20 protein-coding genes, 1 pseudogene and 1 riboswitch are annotated in these 17,108 nt (G+C 43.1%); of the genes and pseudogenes, 9 read left to right on the top strand and 12 right to left on the bottom strand.

All coding sequences use genetic code 11. The annotated features are described in order from the left end of the window. Positions 1 to 21: 21 nt before the first annotated feature. From crcB (A5N88_RS17555) to A5N88_RS17530, 6 genes are all read right to left on the bottom strand, one after another. Positions 22 to 381, bottom strand: coding sequence for a fluoride efflux transporter CrcB (gene crcB, locus A5N88_RS17555; RefSeq protein ID WP_066270650.1), 360 nt, complete (start codon positions 379 to 381; stop codon positions 22 to 24). Further along, a complete protein-coding gene (gene crcB / locus A5N88_RS17550) occupies positions 381 to 788 on the bottom strand; it encodes a fluoride efflux transporter CrcB (RefSeq protein WP_066268331.1) in 408 nt (135 codons plus the stop codon). The genes crcB (A5N88_RS17555) and crcB (A5N88_RS17550) overlap by 1 nt, the downstream gene beginning before the upstream one ends. Before the next feature lie 148 nt (positions 789 to 936). After that, positions 937 to 996, bottom strand: a riboswitch (Fluoride riboswitch). 56 nt (positions 997 to 1,052) lie between these two features. Continuing rightward, a complete protein-coding gene (locus A5N88_RS17545) occupies positions 1,053 to 1,493 on the bottom strand; it encodes an NUDIX hydrolase (RefSeq protein ID WP_066268329.1) in 441 nt (146 codons plus the stop codon). 307 nt (positions 1,494 to 1,800) lie between these two features. Continuing rightward, complete coding sequence (locus A5N88_RS17540; protein WP_066268328.1) at positions 1,801 to 2,250, bottom strand: spore coat protein; 450 nt, start codon at positions 2,248 to 2,250, stop codon at positions 1,801 to 1,803. A gap of 85 nt (positions 2,251 to 2,335) precedes the next feature. Beyond that, the gene (locus A5N88_RS25590; RefSeq protein WP_066268326.1) at positions 2,336 to 2,641 is read right to left on the bottom strand and encodes a hypothetical protein; all 306 of its coding nucleotides are present in this window, start codon (positions 2,639 to 2,641) and stop codon (positions 2,336 to 2,338) included. Between the two features lie 191 nt (positions 2,642 to 2,832). Beyond that, positions 2,833 to 3,339, bottom strand: coding sequence for a sigma-70 family RNA polymerase sigma factor (locus tag A5N88_RS17530; RefSeq protein WP_066268324.1), 507 nt, complete (start codon positions 3,337 to 3,339; stop codon positions 2,833 to 2,835). A 336-nt stretch (positions 3,340 to 3,675) separates the two neighbouring features. Between A5N88_RS17530 and A5N88_RS17525 the strand changes: the two genes are divergently transcribed. Continuing rightward, the gene (locus A5N88_RS17525) at positions 3,676 to 4,194 is read left to right on the top strand and encodes a competence protein ComK (RefSeq protein ID WP_066268322.1); all 519 of its coding nucleotides are present in this window, start codon (positions 3,676 to 3,678) and stop codon (positions 4,192 to 4,194) included. Between the two features lie 615 nt (positions 4,195 to 4,809). Then, the gene (locus tag A5N88_RS17520; RefSeq protein WP_066268321.1) at positions 4,810 to 5,214 is read left to right on the top strand and encodes a hypothetical protein; all 405 of its coding nucleotides are present in this window, start codon (positions 4,810 to 4,812) and stop codon (positions 5,212 to 5,214) included. A 190-nt stretch (positions 5,215 to 5,404) separates the two neighbouring features. Here A5N88_RS17520 and A5N88_RS17515 read toward each other — a convergent pair whose 3' ends face one another. The 3 genes from A5N88_RS17515 to A5N88_RS17500 form a co-directional block, all read right to left on the bottom strand. Next, positions 5,405 to 6,811 (bottom strand): amino acid permease, encoded by a 1,407-nt coding sequence (locus tag A5N88_RS17515; protein ID WP_083953202.1) that lies wholly within the window; start codon positions 6,809 to 6,811, stop codon positions 5,405 to 5,407. Positions 6,812 to 7,075: 264 nt separating this feature from the next. After that, on the bottom strand, positions 7,076 to 7,516 hold the full coding sequence (locus A5N88_RS17510; RefSeq protein ID WP_066268320.1) for a hypothetical protein: 441 nt from the start codon (positions 7,514 to 7,516) through the stop codon (positions 7,076 to 7,078). A gap of 603 nt (positions 7,517 to 8,119) precedes the next feature. Continuing rightward, entirely contained in the window at positions 8,120 to 8,476 is a 357-nt protein-coding gene (locus tag A5N88_RS17500; protein ID WP_066268315.1) for an SCP2 sterol-binding domain-containing protein, read from the bottom strand. 191 nt (positions 8,477 to 8,667) lie between these two features. Between A5N88_RS17500 and A5N88_RS17495 the strand changes: the two genes are divergently transcribed. Both A5N88_RS17495 and A5N88_RS17490 read left to right on the top strand, forming a co-directional pair. After that, the gene (locus A5N88_RS17495; protein WP_066268314.1) at positions 8,668 to 9,228 is read left to right on the top strand and encodes a short-chain dehydrogenase; all 561 of its coding nucleotides are present in this window, start codon (positions 8,668 to 8,670) and stop codon (positions 9,226 to 9,228) included. A gap of 15 nt (positions 9,229 to 9,243) precedes the next feature. Next, the gene (locus A5N88_RS17490) at positions 9,244 to 10,017 is read left to right on the top strand and encodes a nucleotidyltransferase domain-containing protein (protein ID WP_066268312.1); all 774 of its coding nucleotides are present in this window, start codon (positions 9,244 to 9,246) and stop codon (positions 10,015 to 10,017) included. A gap of 16 nt (positions 10,018 to 10,033) precedes the next feature. On the opposite strand, the gene A5N88_RS17485 is transcribed toward A5N88_RS17490, so the two are convergent. After that, positions 10,034 to 11,242 (bottom strand): MFS transporter, encoded by a 1,209-nt coding sequence (locus A5N88_RS17485; RefSeq protein ID WP_066268310.1) that lies wholly within the window; start codon positions 11,240 to 11,242, stop codon positions 10,034 to 10,036. A gap of 185 nt (positions 11,243 to 11,427) precedes the next feature. After that, a complete protein-coding gene (locus tag A5N88_RS17480; protein ID WP_066268308.1) occupies positions 11,428 to 12,003 on the bottom strand; it encodes a DUF2087 domain-containing protein in 576 nt (191 codons plus the stop codon). 289 nt (positions 12,004 to 12,292) lie between these two features. Between A5N88_RS17480 and A5N88_RS17475 the strand changes: the two genes are divergently transcribed. The 5 genes from A5N88_RS17475 (at position 12,293) to A5N88_RS17455 (ending at position 16,093) form a co-directional block, all read left to right on the top strand. Next, positions 12,293 to 13,039 carry an SDR family NAD(P)-dependent oxidoreductase gene (locus A5N88_RS17475; protein WP_066268306.1) on the top strand — a complete coding sequence of 249 codons (747 nt, stop codon included), beginning with the start codon at positions 12,293 to 12,295 and terminating at the stop codon, positions 13,037 to 13,039. A gap of 133 nt (positions 13,040 to 13,172) precedes the next feature. Then, positions 13,173 to 13,778, top strand: coding sequence for a TetR/AcrR family transcriptional regulator (locus A5N88_RS17470; protein WP_066268304.1), 606 nt, complete (start codon positions 13,173 to 13,175; stop codon positions 13,776 to 13,778). After that, the gene (locus A5N88_RS17465) at positions 13,775 to 14,071 is read left to right on the top strand and encodes a putative quinol monooxygenase (protein WP_066268302.1); all 297 of its coding nucleotides are present in this window, start codon (positions 13,775 to 13,777) and stop codon (positions 14,069 to 14,071) included. The genes A5N88_RS17470 and A5N88_RS17465 overlap by 4 nt, the downstream gene beginning before the upstream one ends. A 346-nt stretch (positions 14,072 to 14,417) precedes the next feature. After that, entirely contained in the window at positions 14,418 to 15,335 is a 918-nt protein-coding gene (locus tag A5N88_RS17460) for a MerR family transcriptional regulator (protein WP_066268300.1), read from the top strand. A gap of 350 nt (positions 15,336 to 15,685) precedes the next feature. Next, positions 15,686 to 16,093: a DUF2512 family protein gene (locus tag A5N88_RS17455; RefSeq protein WP_066268298.1), complete on the top strand. Its 408-nt coding sequence runs from the start codon at positions 15,686 to 15,688 to the stop codon at positions 16,091 to 16,093. A 137-nt stretch (positions 16,094 to 16,230) separates the two neighbouring features. On the opposite strand, the pseudogene A5N88_RS17450 reads toward A5N88_RS17455, so the two are convergent. Beyond that, positions 16,231 to 17,104, bottom strand: a pseudogene (locus tag A5N88_RS17450) (aminoglycoside phosphotransferase family protein). Between the last annotated feature and the right edge of the window lie 4 nt (positions 17,105 to 17,108).

Raw genomic sequence — 17,108 nt, 5'->3', positions numbered from 1 at the left:
GCATCGTCTGCATGGCATTTTTCATTGGAGCCCGCCCAGTTTCATTCCGAGAAAGGCTAAGAGGATTCCGAAGGTGTAGCTGATCACCAGGTAGGAGACCAAAATGCTCCATTTTTTATCGGCGTGCAGCTGGATGTTCTCAAGCTTAAAGGTGGAAAACGTCGTGAAGGCACCCATGAAGCCTGTGCCGAGCAGGAGCTGCCAGGATTGGCTGAGCCCTTTGCCGACGATGATACCGAGCAGAAAAGCACCTGCTAAATTGATGAGCAGCGTTGCAATGGGAAAGCTTACAGGGAGATGTTTTTTAAACCAGTTGCTAATTCCAAAACGTGCAATGGCCCCAAAGAAGCCGCCGACAGCGACCAAGATAGAATGCAGAATCATTTCAGGCTGCCTCCTTCTGATTGGTTTTTGCCATAGATTCTGCTGCCGAGACGAAATCCAAGATAGCTCATGGCAAGGCCGCCCCACAGACTGAGCATGACGTAGAGGATGGCCGCTCCCCATCTGGACGCATGAATCAGGTTCACCGTTTCGACGCTGAAGGTGGAAAACGTCGTAAAGGCTCCGATCAGCCCGGTTCCAAGCCCCGCTGCCAAATGGCTGTGGATGAGATTTCGTTTAAAGACAAATGTGGTCAGCCAAGCAAGGGCAAAGCTGCCGATTAAGTTAATCATCAAGGTTGCGACCGGAAAATTGGGATGCTGCCACTGCCCTACAGCGAGCCCAATCCAGTACCGCAAAAGGGCACCGATGATGGCGGAGATTCCTACGATGATGTATGCCATATAATTCACCTCATTTTTATGGTAAAGGCTCTTTTGTTTCTATTGGAAAACGTGTAAAGAATATAAGAGAAGATGCCACGAAGACAGACAACACACGGAATCTCTGCGAAAACAGACTTGATAAAAAACAGACTCCTACCAGTTTCAAGTACTGGTAGGAGTCATCAGCCCACAGGCAGTTTCGGCGAACTCCATCGCCTCTTCGATTTGATACCGCTATTGTAACAGAATGTATGAAACATTTCCATACGGGTATGCTGTGCTCTATTCCAGATAGCGGGCCAGCACTTTTTTCGTGATAGACGATAGCTCAGGAAGGTCGTGCAGGCTCCAAAATTGCTGCTCTGAGCTTTCGCCATCAGATATGTACAGCTCACCTTCATAGTCATCACATATATACACGGCTAAGGCATTGTAGCATTCATCCCCGTGTGGATAGCGGTGATAGTATTCTTTTCCCGAAAACAGGCTGAACAGCTTTATCGATTTGATGGTGAGTCCAGTTTCTTCTTTTACCTCTTTTATTGCCGTTTCCTCAAACGAATCCCCTAGCTCCATGCCGCCTCCGGGAATTCCCCACAGACCGTCGTCTACTCTCTTTTGCAGCAGGATTTCCCCTTTTTCATTTAGTATAATCACAGCCGAACCAGCCAGAATGATTGGACTTGTTCCCACGTACTGGCGAAGCATCCGCATATAGTTCATAGATCTGCACCTCTCTTTTGTTTCTGGTAGAATTCGGCAAGTCCGTGCTGATTTCCTGCTTGGTTGAATGGGTGTTATAGGACTTTGTGCCTCTTTTACCCGAATCAGTAAAGGTTTTGCCCGATTACGATAGAAATTTACCCGATTAGCCTGCGTATTTACCCGATTAAGGGGTGTTTTTAGCCGATTAGTCTATGCTTTTGCCCGATTAACAGATGGCTGGTTAATTACTTCGTCCATTTGCCTGTATGTCTTCTAGCAAAATAGGAAAAAGCCCTCTTCTGCTAGAAGAGAGCTTGCAATCAATTTACAGAATTTCAAGAGAAATAAGCAATGCGACAAGGATTTGAAGAAGCAATTGGATGGAAACTGCAACATCTGTGTCAGTAGCTGTAACTGTGACGTTGCGAGAGTTGTCGATGACGACGCTTTTGCGTGTAGATTGGCTGATTTGAGAGCTTTGAAGCAATTCTTGGGTAACTCTGTCAGCTTCATCACCATCAAGGATGGAGATACGGATTACAAGAGCGATCGCTACCTGTAAAGCAGCTTGAAGGGACACAGCTACTTTTGTGTCTGTGCTGACTACACGGATGTCGCAAGAGTTCTTGATTGTGATGCTTTCATTAGTAGATTGCACCATTTCCTGTTTTTGTTCTGCCGCTTGTTCAACTGTTGGCTGTTCTTGGCAGAAAGCTTGCATTGGGTGAGTTGAGCTAGGATCTAACGCATTCCAGCTGTTAATTCTGTTTGTCATTGTTCATTTCCTCCTTTCAATACTATATTAAATGCGATTCTAGAAGAAGTGTCTGGACAATCACACTAGGAAATTTGCGTATTTTTTAGTTTTCTGTCTCGTTTCTTCTTCTCCAGTTTTTCCTTCTAGAAGACGAAGCTGGCTTTTCTTCTGGTTGTTCTTCTGCTGTAGGCTCTACTGTGATTGGCTCTGACTTTGCGTTTTCTACAAAGCTTTCAACCTGTTTTTTCAAGTCCTCTACCATTTGCCTAAGCTTCGCTTTTTCTTCGTCAGAAATATCTTTGTTGAGTTTCGCGTTATTGCGCTTTAAAATGCTGCCTACCATGACGTTCATCACGCTCTGGGAAATTTCATTCATTTGGTCCTTCGCGCTTTTTGGTTCTTCTGTCATTCTCTTTCCTCCTTTCACGCTCTCTATTACTGTGTATTCATCTTCTGCCATTTGGTAAAGGCAGTCCCCCATTTTCCGAAAAAAATCTGGTTTCCTGTTCTGATCATGGGGGCTTTTTCCATTCAATCTGCGGTTTTGCGACGGCTGTTTACGCAAGCCTGTTTGCTATTTTAAGGATATGTTTGCCGCACTTAAAAGGGCTCGTCTCTTCTGTTCTGCTCAATGTTTTGGCGTATCCTTTCGAGGGCAAGCCTTTTCCATTTTTTCACCGCTGAAATGGTCACTTGTTCGAGACTGGCAATTTCCTTGACGGACATTCCATGGTAAAAAGTCAGGATCGTCCACTTCACCTGTTTTTCCGTCATTCCGATGCAATAGAGATGGAGAATATCAAGCTCGAGCGGTGTTTCCTCACTGGTGTTTTCCTTGTGCATCCAAAATTCCTCGTCCGGGTACACGTTTCGCTCCTCCAGCCGCTTCTTTTGTTTTAAAAGATCGAGCATTCTGCCTCTCACCAACGCATACGCGTAGCTGAGAAAGGCCGCCTTTTGATCATCAAATTTTTCATAGGCTTCCCAGAGGGCAATCAAGCCGGTTTGGTAAAACTCCTCCTTGTCACGGTAAATATGGAGCTTGTTGATAAGATGGTAAATCAGCTCTTGATATTGTTCAGCAATTTCGGAAAATGGGGCTTTCATGCTTTTGCAGACCTTTCTGAAAGCGCGCTGTCCTTGTATTCCCGGGTTGGTTTAACTGTACATCGGTTAGAGAAGAGCTGTCGAAATGCGATTTTAAAAGTATGATTGGCGTTAAAGTGGAATTTTGTATGTTTCTGGGTGAATTCTTCACGTTTGGCGGCAGGAACGGAAATTTTAGCAGTTTTTGAGGTTTTTTGAGGAAATTTTTTGATAATTTTAAAAATATGTAGATATTACCATAATTTTGTAGTATTATTGCCCTAGTTAGCTTGTTGAGCCAAAAGTCCTTTTCTCGGCATTTGGTGAAAGCGGCTGGCATATGATTAGGGGGAGGTAATGAGCAATATGAATGTAATCGAGAACGGGGCGATCACCCATAAGACAAAAGCGATTACAGAATTTCATCATCCAGAACTCCGCACAAAGATTTATGATCAAAATGGGATTTTTTATAGCCGGAAGAGCATGAGGCAGCTGCTTGAGGAAGCCTGCATCCGGTACTGCACCAGCTATCAGGGAAGGCTCGCGGCCGTTCGCAAGGCGTTTCGCTATTCCAAGAAGACGCCGTTGATTATCAGCCCGGAGGAAATGCTATGTGCCATTCCAACAGCATCTCCTGATAATATGGAATGCCAATGGATCTTTATGGCCCATATTGAACGGTACATGGTGCAGGGCGGCCAGCTCTTTGTCAAATTCAAGGATGAGACGGAGCTTAAATTAAATTGCTCCCGCTACATTTTTACTCAGCAATTTGAAAGAGCGTCGGCGTGCCTCTTTTACTTTGCCCACTTGAGGCTCCTCGGCCCAAAGCGGGATAAAGCTGGGTTTACGCTGGACCCTTGGTGGGATTGAGGAAGGGGCTGTGGTTTGTTGATGTTTGGTGTTTGGTGTGGATATTTTTGTGAGGTTGATTGTACATGTGAAAAGAAATTTAGGGGTTTTGCAAGTCTTTACTATATAAAGGAACTTTAACGGAGGAGGCTCAGCTAACTGAGTACTTCCCACTACAGATATAAAAATGAGTAATATAGAAACAGAAACAGAGCTCAGGGGGACATGAGCTCTTTTAATTTTGCTTTAATATGCTAAAGGGGGGGTCAGACCCCTATCGCGCTTTAAAGTATTAACGCAAACCAGGGGCCTGACCCCTTTAGTGCTTTAATGGATTAATTTGTTGCTAAAATACTGGTATACATACTGTGCATTTTCTTGAATCCTTAGTATTGAATGTGTAGGTTTGCAGTGAGGTGGAAAGGATAGGAAATAAAGAACATGGAAAGATACCGCTGAGTTGTTCCTTAGAACAGACTGATGAGTTTTAAGGGGAATTTTTCCTGACATCTTTATTAAGAGCTATTCTTCTGTTGCTTTTTCATAACACTGGCCTTTATGCTGTTTACCGCGCAATTTATGGTCATAAAAAGAGATAGATTAGTTTCCTAAATAATTTTTAAAAGGAGAGTCAACGTGGAATTCGCTGCGATTGTTTACTATATTTTAGTTGTATTATTGGTGCTGGGATTGCCAAGGAAGATTAAAGGGTGGTTTCTTGGCCTGAATGGCGGGCTCGTACTGGTGTTTATCATAGGAGCTTTGACGATAAAATTTCGAACAGGGTATTTTCAAGATCGTTCACGCTGGATGAATCAGCATGGTTCGGTGGTTTTAGGAAGCTGGGTTTTGCCTTTTTTCTTATTGTTTGCGATTGCCCTCCTTGCACTTATTGACTATCGAATAATCCGCAAGCTGGGTACTTTTGACCGGACTGGAAAATGGGTAGTGGGCATTTTCACAGTACTCTTTGATCTGATCTATCTTGGTGGAGTTTACATGTGCCTTTATTTCTTATCGTTTCTTTTCTTAGCTCATTAAACCTGTATTGTATAGAGTGTAACAGCTTAGGATCGTGCACTTTAGCGCATTAAAGTAAAGAAGGGGTCAGACCCCTTCTACAAACTAACGCGTTACTGCACTCATGGGGTCTGACCCCTTTAGTGCAGTAAAAAAGTCCAGCAAGAGGCTTTTGCCTTTTGCTGGACTTTTTGCTTTTGCATATTTGCGGTTATCTTTTGCTTGGTACAAATTTTGATTTAAACATGTAGTAGCATAGCGTGAGAACTGCATACCAGACGATTCCTACATAGATGGCAATCCGGGTATCAGAAGACCAGGCAATCAGCCCAACGACAATAACCAGGAAGACAAGCGTCAAGTAAGAACCAATCGGAAACATTGGTGTTTTATATTTCAAGCTGGACGCCTGTTCAGCTGACATCTTCCGCCTAAATCTAATTTGCGATAGCAGGATGACAGCCCATGTCCAAATGGCTCCCACAGTGGCGATACTTGTAATCCAGGTAAAGGCTTCGGCTGGAACAGTTAGGTTCAGAACGACACCAATTAGAAGAGCAATACTGGAAACGATAACGGCTTTGGCTGGAATGCCGCTTTTGGTTACTTTTCCTAAAGAACGGGGAGCCTGCCCCTGCTCAGCAAGGTTGAACAGCATGCGCCCTGTACTGAATATCCCTGTGTTACAGGAAGAAAGAGCTGCTGTCAGGACCACGAAATTAATAATCCCTGCTGCACCGCGTATTCCCAATTTTTCAAATGTAAGAACGAATGGGCTGTTCGTTGTGCCAATTTCATTCCATGGATAAAGCGACATCACCACAAAAAGAGTTCCTACATAGAAGATTAAAATACGCCAAAAAACATTATCAATGGCTTTGGAAAGGGTTTTTTCCGGATTTTCCACTTCTCCGGCAGTCAGTCCAATCATCTCAATACCTAAGTAAGCAAACATGACAATTTGGAAAGAGAAAAGAAATCCTTTGAATCCGTGTGCGAAGAATCCGCCATGGGTCCATAAATTATGTATGCCTGTTGCCACACCGCCATTGCCAATCCCAAATAGGATGATCAAAAGACCCATTATTATCATTAAGATAATTGTGACAATTTTAATGAGAGCAAACCAGAATTCAAATTCACCATATGCTTTTACATTGATAAAATTCACTGCTGACATAATGACTAGCGCCGCCAGTGCCCAAATCCATCCAGGTGTGCCTGGAAGCCAATAATTCATATAAACGCCAATGGCTGTAATTTCACCCATACAGGTAACAACCCAGACAAACCAGTAGTTCCACCCTGTGATAAATCCAGTCAGCGGACCTATGTGATCCTGCGCATAACGGCTGAAAGAGCCTGCTACCGGGTTTTGTATGGCCATTTCACCAAGGGCGCGCATGATAAAAAACATAGCAATGCCCGCCACAACATACGCCAATAAAATAGACGGTCCTGCTAGTTTAATAGCTGTTGCAGAGCCTAAAAAGAGCCCAACTCCTATGGCAGATCCCAGTGACATAAGCGTAATGTGCCGCTGTTTTAGTCCCCGATGCAGAGGTGTGTTTTCATGTACTTGATTAGGTCCCATGTTCAATTTTGAATTTCGACTCATAGCACTACCCCTTTTTCTCTTTTCTAGTTGTTTTGACAAAATAAAGCAACCGCTTACAAAATCTGCAGTCTACGGATATTATAGCATGACCGCTTTTATTTTTCTAAGACTTCCGGTTCATTTGGGTAAAATAGATTAGAATAAAAAAGAGGGCCATTAGTCTTCTATATACTAAGTGGCCCTTCCATTATGCCTCTATGAGAAAAGATAGGTCTATGTGTTTTTACCCTGTTATAGGACCTTTAAACCTTTTTTTAAAAAAATTTAATGTTTTACATGCATATTTCTAATAGAACGATCGGTTATATAAAAAACTTTCTTCCCTTTTTTTATACCAAAACAAGAAAACAAAGATGCTGCTATTTGAGTTGACAGCATACGATTATGGCTCTCATCCTGTTCCAGGTATATTTTTCGTTCGCGAAAATCGAACACAAATTGTATGTGAAAATCTTTCTCCCCTTCTTTAATAACAATGTTTACTGCTGTCTTTTCATGGAGTGGTGTCATGATGACATAGGAATGGCTAAAAGGATGATCCTGCTCTGAAGTACTGGTCTGAAGGGCGTGATGCATGGAAAAATGGGAACTGATTTTAATTTTATTTTCTGCAAGGAGCAATCCATTACAAACTAAAAATACATCATCATTTAATTGATATCCATGAGTGGTTACCTCTCGAAAACTAACAAAAATCTCCGCCAACTATATCTCCCCTTTTTAGGTATATTTTACCACAAACTTTCAATTTATTAATAGTCCAAAAAATAAAGAAGTGTATTCCATTCCTTTAGAGCACTTTACCTACCTTGTTTTGGGTAAGGAAGCAGGCAAGGAATATTCGCGGATTGTTCTGCGGGAGAGGGTTGAAGATGCAGAGAATTTGACCATCTTCGAGAGGTTTGTGAAGGAGCCGGAGCTTAAAAATGCGCTTCGCTATCTGTCACTCATGCCTGAAAAAGAGCCATCCAGCACATCATTAATTTGATTAATGTCGAAAATAGCTGATTTTTATAAGAGCCCCTATTTACTAGAGGCTTTTTATATTTGGCTCTATTAACCTTGTGTGTTGATTTTTGCTGCAGTCACTCGCTTTTCCGAGAAACTGGAGGCTTCTCATCCCTTCTTTTAAGCCTGCTGGTTCTATCACTGCCACGCTTGTCCCAGAGGACTCGTTTCTCGCTAAAAAATACTGCTTAAGGTATATTGCAGTTTTTTATAGGTGAGGCAGTCTTAGAGACCAATAATGTGTGATAATGTGGCTGATGCTTTATTAAAGTCTCTTTTTAAGAGAGGAAGAAACAGATATTATTCAAATTCATATTTTCCTAGAAGAGCATCCAGCTTGAGTGCCAGGCTGATGTTTCCTTTTACCTTAAGCCTTCCCATCATAAAAGCAGCTGTACTGTTCATATTGCCAGAAAGGAATTTTTTAAAGTCGGACACCTTCATTTGAAGGGTGCAGGAAGGTTCCAGCTTTTCTCTTTCTGAAGTACTTGCTGCACCGTTTTCCAGCTGGAGCTGGTATGTCCCTCCATCGTCGCCCGCCAAATCGAACTGGTAAACCGCATTTAAATTGGCATACGGCTCAGGGTTTGCATTCATCTGCTTCTCGATTCTCTCCCAAATCTCCCTCACCGTCAGCTCATTCAAATCAATTGCCATCTCAAACTCCCCTTTCAGATTTCCAGCAAACTTCCACCCTACCATCATACAGTATTTTAAATTATTAGACAATTGGGTGTACTCACTTTAATATAGTAGTGTGGGAAAGGGGTCTGACCCCTGCAGCACTTTAAATCATGAAAGGGGCCTGACCCCTGCACTGCTTTAATGTACGAAAGGAGAGAATGGATATGCATGCTATGGTGATTGGCGGGACAGGGATGCTTTCGGAGGTGTGCTTGAATTTGCTGCAGGCGGGGTATGAGGTTTCTGTGATTGGACGCAGTCAGGAACGGCTCCAGCAGCTCGCTCAAAAAGCAGATCCCAGCGAAAAAAAGACCAGCAGCCGATGCTTGTCTCTCATCTCGGTCGATTACCGCAACAGTACGGAGCTTCAAGCAATGGTCAGGAAATCCATTAAAACACACGGCCCTATTCTCCTGCTGGTTTCTTGGATCCATTCCACAGCGCCCCTCGCCCTGCCGATTATTTTGCAAGAAGCGGCGCACACTAAGGAGGAATTCCGCCTGTTCCATATTCTTGGCAGCAGCACCGATCTGGCTGAAATGAAGTCAAAAATAAACCCACCCGCTCACTGCCATTATCGGCAGGTCAAGCTTGGATTCATCCTGGAATCACACGGGTCCCGATGGCTTACAAACCAAGAAATAGCCAGCGGCGTTTGGAACGCGATCAGAGAGGATACGTCATCCATCATCGGCGTAGTCGAGCCATGGGAAAAACACCCCTAAGAAAGAGGGATAACTATGCAAAAAAGGATTGAAGAAGAACTCGCCTCGATTGAGCATACTCATCAGGTTAAAGTGATTTATGCCTGTGAAGCCGGAAGCAGAGCGTCCGGTCTCGCTTCGAATGCAAGCGATTATGATGTGCGCTTCCTTTACCTGCACCCAAGCGACTGGTACTTGTCCATTCAGGAAAGGCGTGACGTAATTGAAGTTCCCGTCTCCAGCACACTCGATATAAGCGGATGGGATCTCAGAAAGGCACTGGCACTTTTACGAAAATCAAACCCCGGCATTCTCGAATGGCTGCAGTCCACTGTCATTTACCTAGATAAACCGATCATCACTGGGCAAATCAAAGCACTGGCCCAAGAAACTTTTTCCAAAAAGGCCTGTATGCACCACTATTTTTCAATGGCCAAACGGAATTTTAACGATTTTCTGAAGGGAGACGAAGTCCAGATAAAGCGGTACTTTTACGTGCTCCGCCCTATTTTGTCATGCATTTGGATGGAGAAAAAGCATACCTTTCCGCCGCTGGATTTCCACGTTCTTTTAAAAGAGCTCCCGCTTTCTCCATCACTTAAAAGCGAAATGGCGAAGCTTGCAGCGAAAAAGGCAATCTCTGCTGCAAAAGAGCGTGAGCCCAAAAATGCCGTCGTCTTTTCTTTTTTAGAAGAACAGCTATTCAGGCTGAAGGATGCCCTTTTAACCGTAACCGCGACAAAAAAAGATTATGCAGAGGAGCTTGATGGCCTTTTTCGCATGGCATTAACGGAGGCTTGGAAAAAATAAGCCGACAGATGGCTTATCAGGCTCTCTGCCTATGTGTTTTTTTCACAAAAATCAACCCCATAAAGCATAGGCCGACAACCATTAGCGCAAGGCCAGCTGAAAGACCCATCACCCTTGGAGGGACAAAATCAAGGGCAGCACCGGCGGCCAGCATGGCTATGCCAATAATGGTGTTACCGATTGTAGCCAGAAGTCCAAAAATCACTCCCTGGTGCTCTTTTGGTGTTTCCTTCATCAACACGCTGTCAAAACAAGTTCCCCCTATTCCGCCCATCCACGCATTGCAGATAAAAAAGAGAACAGCAAGTGCCGGATGTTTCACCTGACTGAGGATGACGATGGAGAGCCCTTCAAGAATCATAAATACAGTTCCCGGTGCCAGCAAGTTTCCTTTCAAGCGATTCGCAGCCAATGAACTGAGCATCAGCCCGATGCCGAGTGCGCCGTAGAAAAGTCCCACCCCCAGGTCTCCCAGCGCATATACTTTGACCGCGTACACACTGATTAACACGTTATCAAACCCGCTTATAAAAGGCAGGACCATTTCGGCTAAAAAAAGGATCTGCAAGGCAAAGGATGAAAACAGTACTTTTTTTACCGTCCAAAAAGCAGGACTTTGCTTTGTTTCTGTCTTTGTCTGTTCGAATTGCTGTTTTTCAGGAAACGGTATGGTAGATAGGATTCCAGCTGCTAGTAAAAAGGAAAGCGCGTTGAGCAGAAAAGGGATTTGGGGGCCGAAAAAATAGGCCGCGATCCCTCCTGAAAAAGCACCGCCGATCAGTACTGCCCCAGTCAGCACCTGTTCCATGCTGTTCACCTGGACAAGGTTTATCTCTTTGACCAGCTGGGGTATGGAAGATTTTCGTGCAGGTGCATAAATGGCTTCACCGATTGCAAGCACAAAAGAGCTGACGTATATAATCCAAACATTTTCCTTGTTATGGACGAAAAGAAAGGATAAGGCGAACAGTATTCTTACAAGGTCTGTCACGACTAAAATGGTTTTTCTCGGCAGGCGGTCGGCCAGAATTCCACCAAGTGTACCGAAAAAAAGAAAGGGAACGAGTCTTAAGCACATCGTAAGCCCTACGGCAAATCCCGAGCCGGTAAGCTGAAGCTGAAGTCCGAGCATGGCCACCTGGCTGAAGCGGTCGCCTATTCCATTGATAATCCCTGCGGCAAACAGCTTTCTGTAACACTTTTCCTCTTTTAAAATGGAAAACATCCTAGTACTCTCCCTTTTTATATTCGTCTAATTTGATTTATATCTAATTAGATATGTAAAAAGAAATGCCAGCGTGCAGTCATTGTTTTGTTTCGCTGGCACTTATCGTAAACTTTTCTCCTATTTGCGGTAAAAGAACTTCCGTGTACAGGATGCGAGAAGCAACATCTGTAAGAAAGCGGTCCTTATTTTAACACCCATAATTCCGGCGGATTAAGCTCGTATAGGTTATTTTCCCGGTACATGAATTGGCAAATGATTAATTCGCGGCGAAGCGTGGCATAGTCATCAAAATACTGCTTTAGGTATTCATTGATTTCTTTTTCCGGATACACCCTTCCGAATTCCAGCCCCTTTACTAAAAGTTCAAGTACAACAATTTTCTTCTTTCGCTGGGCCGGGTAGTTTTTCAGCTTGCCGTCATGCGTGAAAAAGCTCTTTAAAATACTTGCTCTTTCTTGATCTGTGACTGCAAATTCCACGTTTGTAATCTCCTTTCCGATCGTCAAAATCGCCTGGGCGCTGCCTTCCAGTATTTTGGTATTGAGGGAAAAATAGATCGTATTTTTGTCCCGCTTTTCCTTGATCAGCCCTACTTCGCGGAGCTTGGCGATGTGATGGGTAATGGTCGGCGGCTTAAGCCCCAGCTTTCCTGCGATAGCCTGGCCGTGAAGCGGGCCCTGCTGCAGCAATGCCACAATCCGGACCCTCGTCAGGTCTCCCAATGCCTTATGAAACTCAACAATTTTATTTAACTGCATATCTACACCCACTAATTTAAAGTTTATCTAATTAGATAATAATCAAACACACTGATCGATGCAAGCATTTTTTAGAAAATTCTGTTCTATAAACAGTTTACCGCATTAAAGCACAAAAGGAGTCTGACCCCTTTTGCGCTTTAATGTGAAGAAGGGGTCAGACCCCTAAGCGTTATTTTTGTTGCTTTTTGGATATGGCAGGATTATAATTTCCCTAAAAGTGAGTAAGTACTTACTTTTCAAATTATTCATTTATGTAAACGCTTAATTTGAATTGGAGGAATAAAAAATGTCAGCAAGAGTTGCAGTCGTTACAGGCGGCGCCAGCGGAATCGGCCGTGCAGCCAGTTTAAAGTTTGCGAGTAAAGGCGATAAGGTGGTTGTGGCGGATTTAAATGAAACTGGCGGCCAGGAAACCGTTGAAATGATTAAGTCCTCTGGCGGAGATGCTATTTTTGTACCCACCAATGTTGCCATTTTTGATGATGTGGAAACATTGATTGAAAAAACGGTTGAAACTTACGGAACTCTTGACATTATGTTCAATAATGCAGGCATAGGATCAACATCCCCTCTTTTAGATACAACACTTGAGGATTATCACCGGGTGGTCAATGTGAATCAGCATGGCGTGGCCTATGGAATCATGGTAGCAGGCCGCAAGATGCGTGATCTTCATGTAAAAGGCGTAATCATTAATACAGCCTCTGTCTTTGGGTATCTTGCCAGCCATGGAACGTTTGCTTATCAGGCAACAAAAGGCGCTATAAGGATGATGACACAAAATGCTGCGCTGGAGCTGGCACCCTACGGCATCCGGGTTGTTGCAATTGCTCCTGGCGGTGTGGATACGCCCATAATTCAGGACTATAAGGACGCCGGTCTTTTAAACCATATGAAGAAACAGCAAATGCGAAAGGAGCTCCTAACTCCAGAAGCGATTGCGAATGCTGCCTTTCTGCTTACCCTTGACGAAGCCGATGCAATTAACGGCAGTGTGGTTATGGTGGACGACGGATATACCTCATTTAAATAAATCATTTTAGGGATCAGCGTTGGCTGGTCTTTTTTAAAAGTTGTAAAAAAACTTGTGAACTGCTTACGAAAGCTTATTCCTGTATGAAAAGCAACTATCTATACGAAAGGCTATTTAAAAAAGGGGGATCTATGTGGGCAAGGGGGAAAGCACCAAACAATTGATTATTGAGCACTCCAGGAAACTTTTTGCCAAAAAAGGGTTTGATTCTTCAAAAACGAGCGAAATTGCCAAAGCATGCGGTATATCGGAGGCCACCATTTACAAATACTTTACAAGTAAAAACGATTTATTAATGGCTTGTGTGACACCTGACTATGCTGATGGCAATGAGAAGAAATTTTTTCAAAGCGATCTTAGCGATGTCCCGTTAGAGGAGCTAATAAAGGGGTATGTAACTGATAAACTGAATTTGATTGTCCAAAATCGCTGCCAGTTTGAGATTTTATTTAATGAGACGCTTCATCATCCAGAGCTATCAACTGAATATGTGAAGCAGTTTTATCAGCGAAATGACGCTGAAACGGAAATTGAAAGGCGGATTGATCAAGGCCTTATTAAAGGGATTTCCGATTTTTTCCTTTTTAGGGTAGGGCTGATTTCAGCCATTTTAGCTGTGATGAACCAGCATGAAATTCATGACAAGGAAGCCGGCACTTACTTTACGCCATCCAAGATCGCCGAATTGGTTGAATTTGTTTTGTATGGCATATATGGAAAACGGGAGGAATTAGGATGATCATGGTTCATGGCTTAATAAAGGTAAACCCTGAGTACCGCGCCGCATTCCTTGAAATTGCCGGCCGTGCAGTTGAGCAATCGCGGGCAGAGGAAGGCAATGCAGAATACCGCCTCTTTGAAGAAGTCGATCAGCCGAATGTCTTTTTGACACTGGAACAATGGGTCGATCAAACGGCGTTGGAATCGCACAAAAAAGGTTCCCACTTTAATGAATTTGTAAAATCCATCGAAGGCTTCCTTATAGAACCACCTGAAATTCAGGTGATCCCAATGCAGAACAGTGGGATCTAAAGAGCTTTAACACTTTAAAGGGCAGAAGGGGTCTGACCCCCTCATTGCTTTAAAGCACTAAAAGGGTCTGACCCCTTTAGCACTTTAGTGTACAAAAATGCTTTTTTCTTGCACTTTCTCCTCCACCATAACTCTACTCTATTGAACTTAGCTATGGTATTGGGAATAAATATGGTAAAATAACGTTTATGGTTTTATTTAAGCGTAACTATTTTTCCTTTTATAAAGGGACTTTTAGGGGGTATTGTAAAATCCCCATACCTTTACGAGTAGACTATTTATTATTACATCATTTCAGTCATCTTGACTTTAAGCTTATACAATGAGTTGAAAGAGAGTGGTTTCGGTGTTTGGCATTAAAAAGGTAGCGGAGCTCACAGGTATTCCGCCTGTTACATTGCGAGCCTGGGAAAGGCGGTACGATGTCATTAAGCCTACCCGGACGGAAAAAGGGCAGCGAAGATATTCACAAAAGGATGTGAAGGATCTTCTTTGGGTTAAGCATCAAAAGGAAGATTTCGGCATTCCCGTACATCAAGCAATGGAGCTCTTAAAAAACAAAGTAGATGAACCATTGCTCTCTCTTCCGGAACGGGAAGCAGAACCATCGATCAAGGAGCAAAAACCAAAGGATTTGTACGAAATTCACATTGACCGTATCCTTGAGGCGCTGGTTCACTATGATACAGGGGCAGCCAATCAAATGATTAATCTGTGCTTTTCCATGTTTGACTTTGAAGATGTATTTCATTATATAATTGTTCCGATTCTAAAAAGAGTTGGAGATGAGTGGGCGCAAAATAGATTATCCGTAATCCAGGAGCATTTTATCAGTCAATTTTTAGAGAGAAGGCTTCTGTCCTTTTTCCAGGATTTAACCGTCAATACCAGCAATGTGCGGGCTGTTGCCTTTTGTCCGCCAAATGAGCACCATCATATTGGCCTGCTGCTTTTTTCTTTATTCTTAAAGCGGCGCGGGATTGATGTATTGTTTTTGGGAGAAAATACGCCAACCGAAGATCTCCTTCCACTTATTCAAATGAACAATGTAAAATTCATTTGTATGTCCGTCACTTACCAAGACCATGCCAAACATCTTGAAAAAGTCATAAAAGAGCTATCTGACAGTAAACTTGGGCTTACCTTTATTATTGGAGGCCAGGCTTCCCCTGACATTTCCGAGACCCTGCGGCCTTACGTTCTTGCTAATGACCTGGCCTCTTGGAAAAAATGGTTTCATACAATTGCTCCTCATTCATCTTGAGGAGTTTTTTGCACATTAACGCGTAGAAGGGGTCAGACCCCTTCTACGCGTTAATGTGCAAAAGCAACGTCGCATGAGCAGCTTATTCGTTTGCAGGCGAAAAAGCTTTTATTGCAGAAAGTGCTTGTTGTAAGTTCATGACAATAAGCGAAGAGGATGCCAACTACCCCTATATTAAGAAGAATCAAAGGTGCATACGCCTGACCACTCAAATCTGCCCCCAAGACCTGCTTTCGACCACATGCCCTTACCTCCTAACCGCTTCCAATTTTTTTCATTCCACCTAATCTATGCATCCCCATTCATGACAGGGGTATACAGTATATATAAAAAAATAGGAGGGATTGAAAATGAATCAGATGAAAGCGATCGCAATGAAATTCGTGATGATTGCTGTAGTTCTCGGTGTCATTTTAAGCGGAATTTTTCAAGCTGATTTTGGACAAACACTCCTTATTAGCCTTGTGCTCACCGTGCTAGCCTACCTCTTTGGAGATCTTGCCATCTTCCGGCATTCGGGTAGCCATTTAAACTATCGCAAACGAAATGTTATGGCTACCATTTCCGATGCTGTCCTTGCATTTTTGGTCATTTGGCTGATGGGCGCTGCGCTCCTTGGCAACGGACATCATATTGTGATTGCCTCTATCATTTCTACTATCGTCATTGGTGCTGGAGAATGGTTTTTCCATTACTACCTTGAGAATCATGTTTTTGGAGAAAAACATCGCCATTCCAATAAACTTAGTCATCCTTGATAAAAGAACCCCCTTCATTTTAAGAAAGGGGGTTTTACTTAGAATAAATAGAGATATTGCTAGTAGATTGTGACACTGGTAAAAATTCTGCGTACTGCTCTCCGGAAATGCAGCGTGCAACTTTAAGGAATCAGCCATCACGTTCTTTTGTACTCTTCCATTATTGTGAAAATAGTATTAAACGCTTCTTTTGCTTTCCCTGTATCAGAATCTTTGTAGGCATCATATGTTATCAATGCCTTCCAAAGAGCCCACCCTCGTGCTCTACTCCAAGTCTCCTCGTTAAAATTTAATTCACTCTTAAACACTTTTCTACTTGTATCATCAAAGAAAGTCCAGGCGATTGCCGCATCACAAGAAGGATCTCCTGTTCCTAAAATGCCAAAATCGATCACTGCACAAAGCCTTCCATCCTGAACTAACAAATTCCCTGGCGCGATATCTCCGTGTACCCAAACAGGCTCTGATTCCCATTCAGATTCTAAAGCTAAGTTCCATATTTCACTCAGCAAGCCGCTATCAAACAATTCTTTATTGTTTTCGATGGCCATTTGAGATTCACCATTATAAATAGATAACGACCCGCCTCTATAAAAATTATGCTTGCCAGCTAAAGGACCTTGACTGGCATCGGTAGCTTGTAATTCTTTTAAAAATAACCCCAATTCCTTTGCTATATGATTGCGGTTAACACTATTGACACGAGATAGAGGGTCACCATCAAGCCACTTATAGATGGACCATGACCAGGGATAAACTCGGATGTCCTTTTGCGATGGGAACGGAAATTGGCAGTGATAGTTTTTCAGCTAAAATCGGCAGCCACTTTTGCTCTTTTTCCACTTGGGGTGCATAACCTTCCGCACTTGGCAGCCTTACGCTCATATGATCACCCAAATGAAAAGTTCGGTTATCATTTCCGCCATTTTTCACAGGGGTAATAGATAAATGAGACCATTCTGGAAACTGTTCGTTTATTAGACTTGATACTAAATTGATATTAATAATCATAAAA

The sequence above is a fragment of the Heyndrickxia acidicola genome, from assembly GCF_001636425.1.
In the GTDB taxonomy this organism is placed as follows: domain Bacteria; phylum Bacillota; class Bacilli; order Bacillales; family Bacillaceae_C; genus Bacillus_AE; species Bacillus_AE acidicola.
The sequence above is the reverse complement of the archived record's forward strand: the minus strand, read 5'-3'. Positions and strand labels throughout refer to the sequence as shown.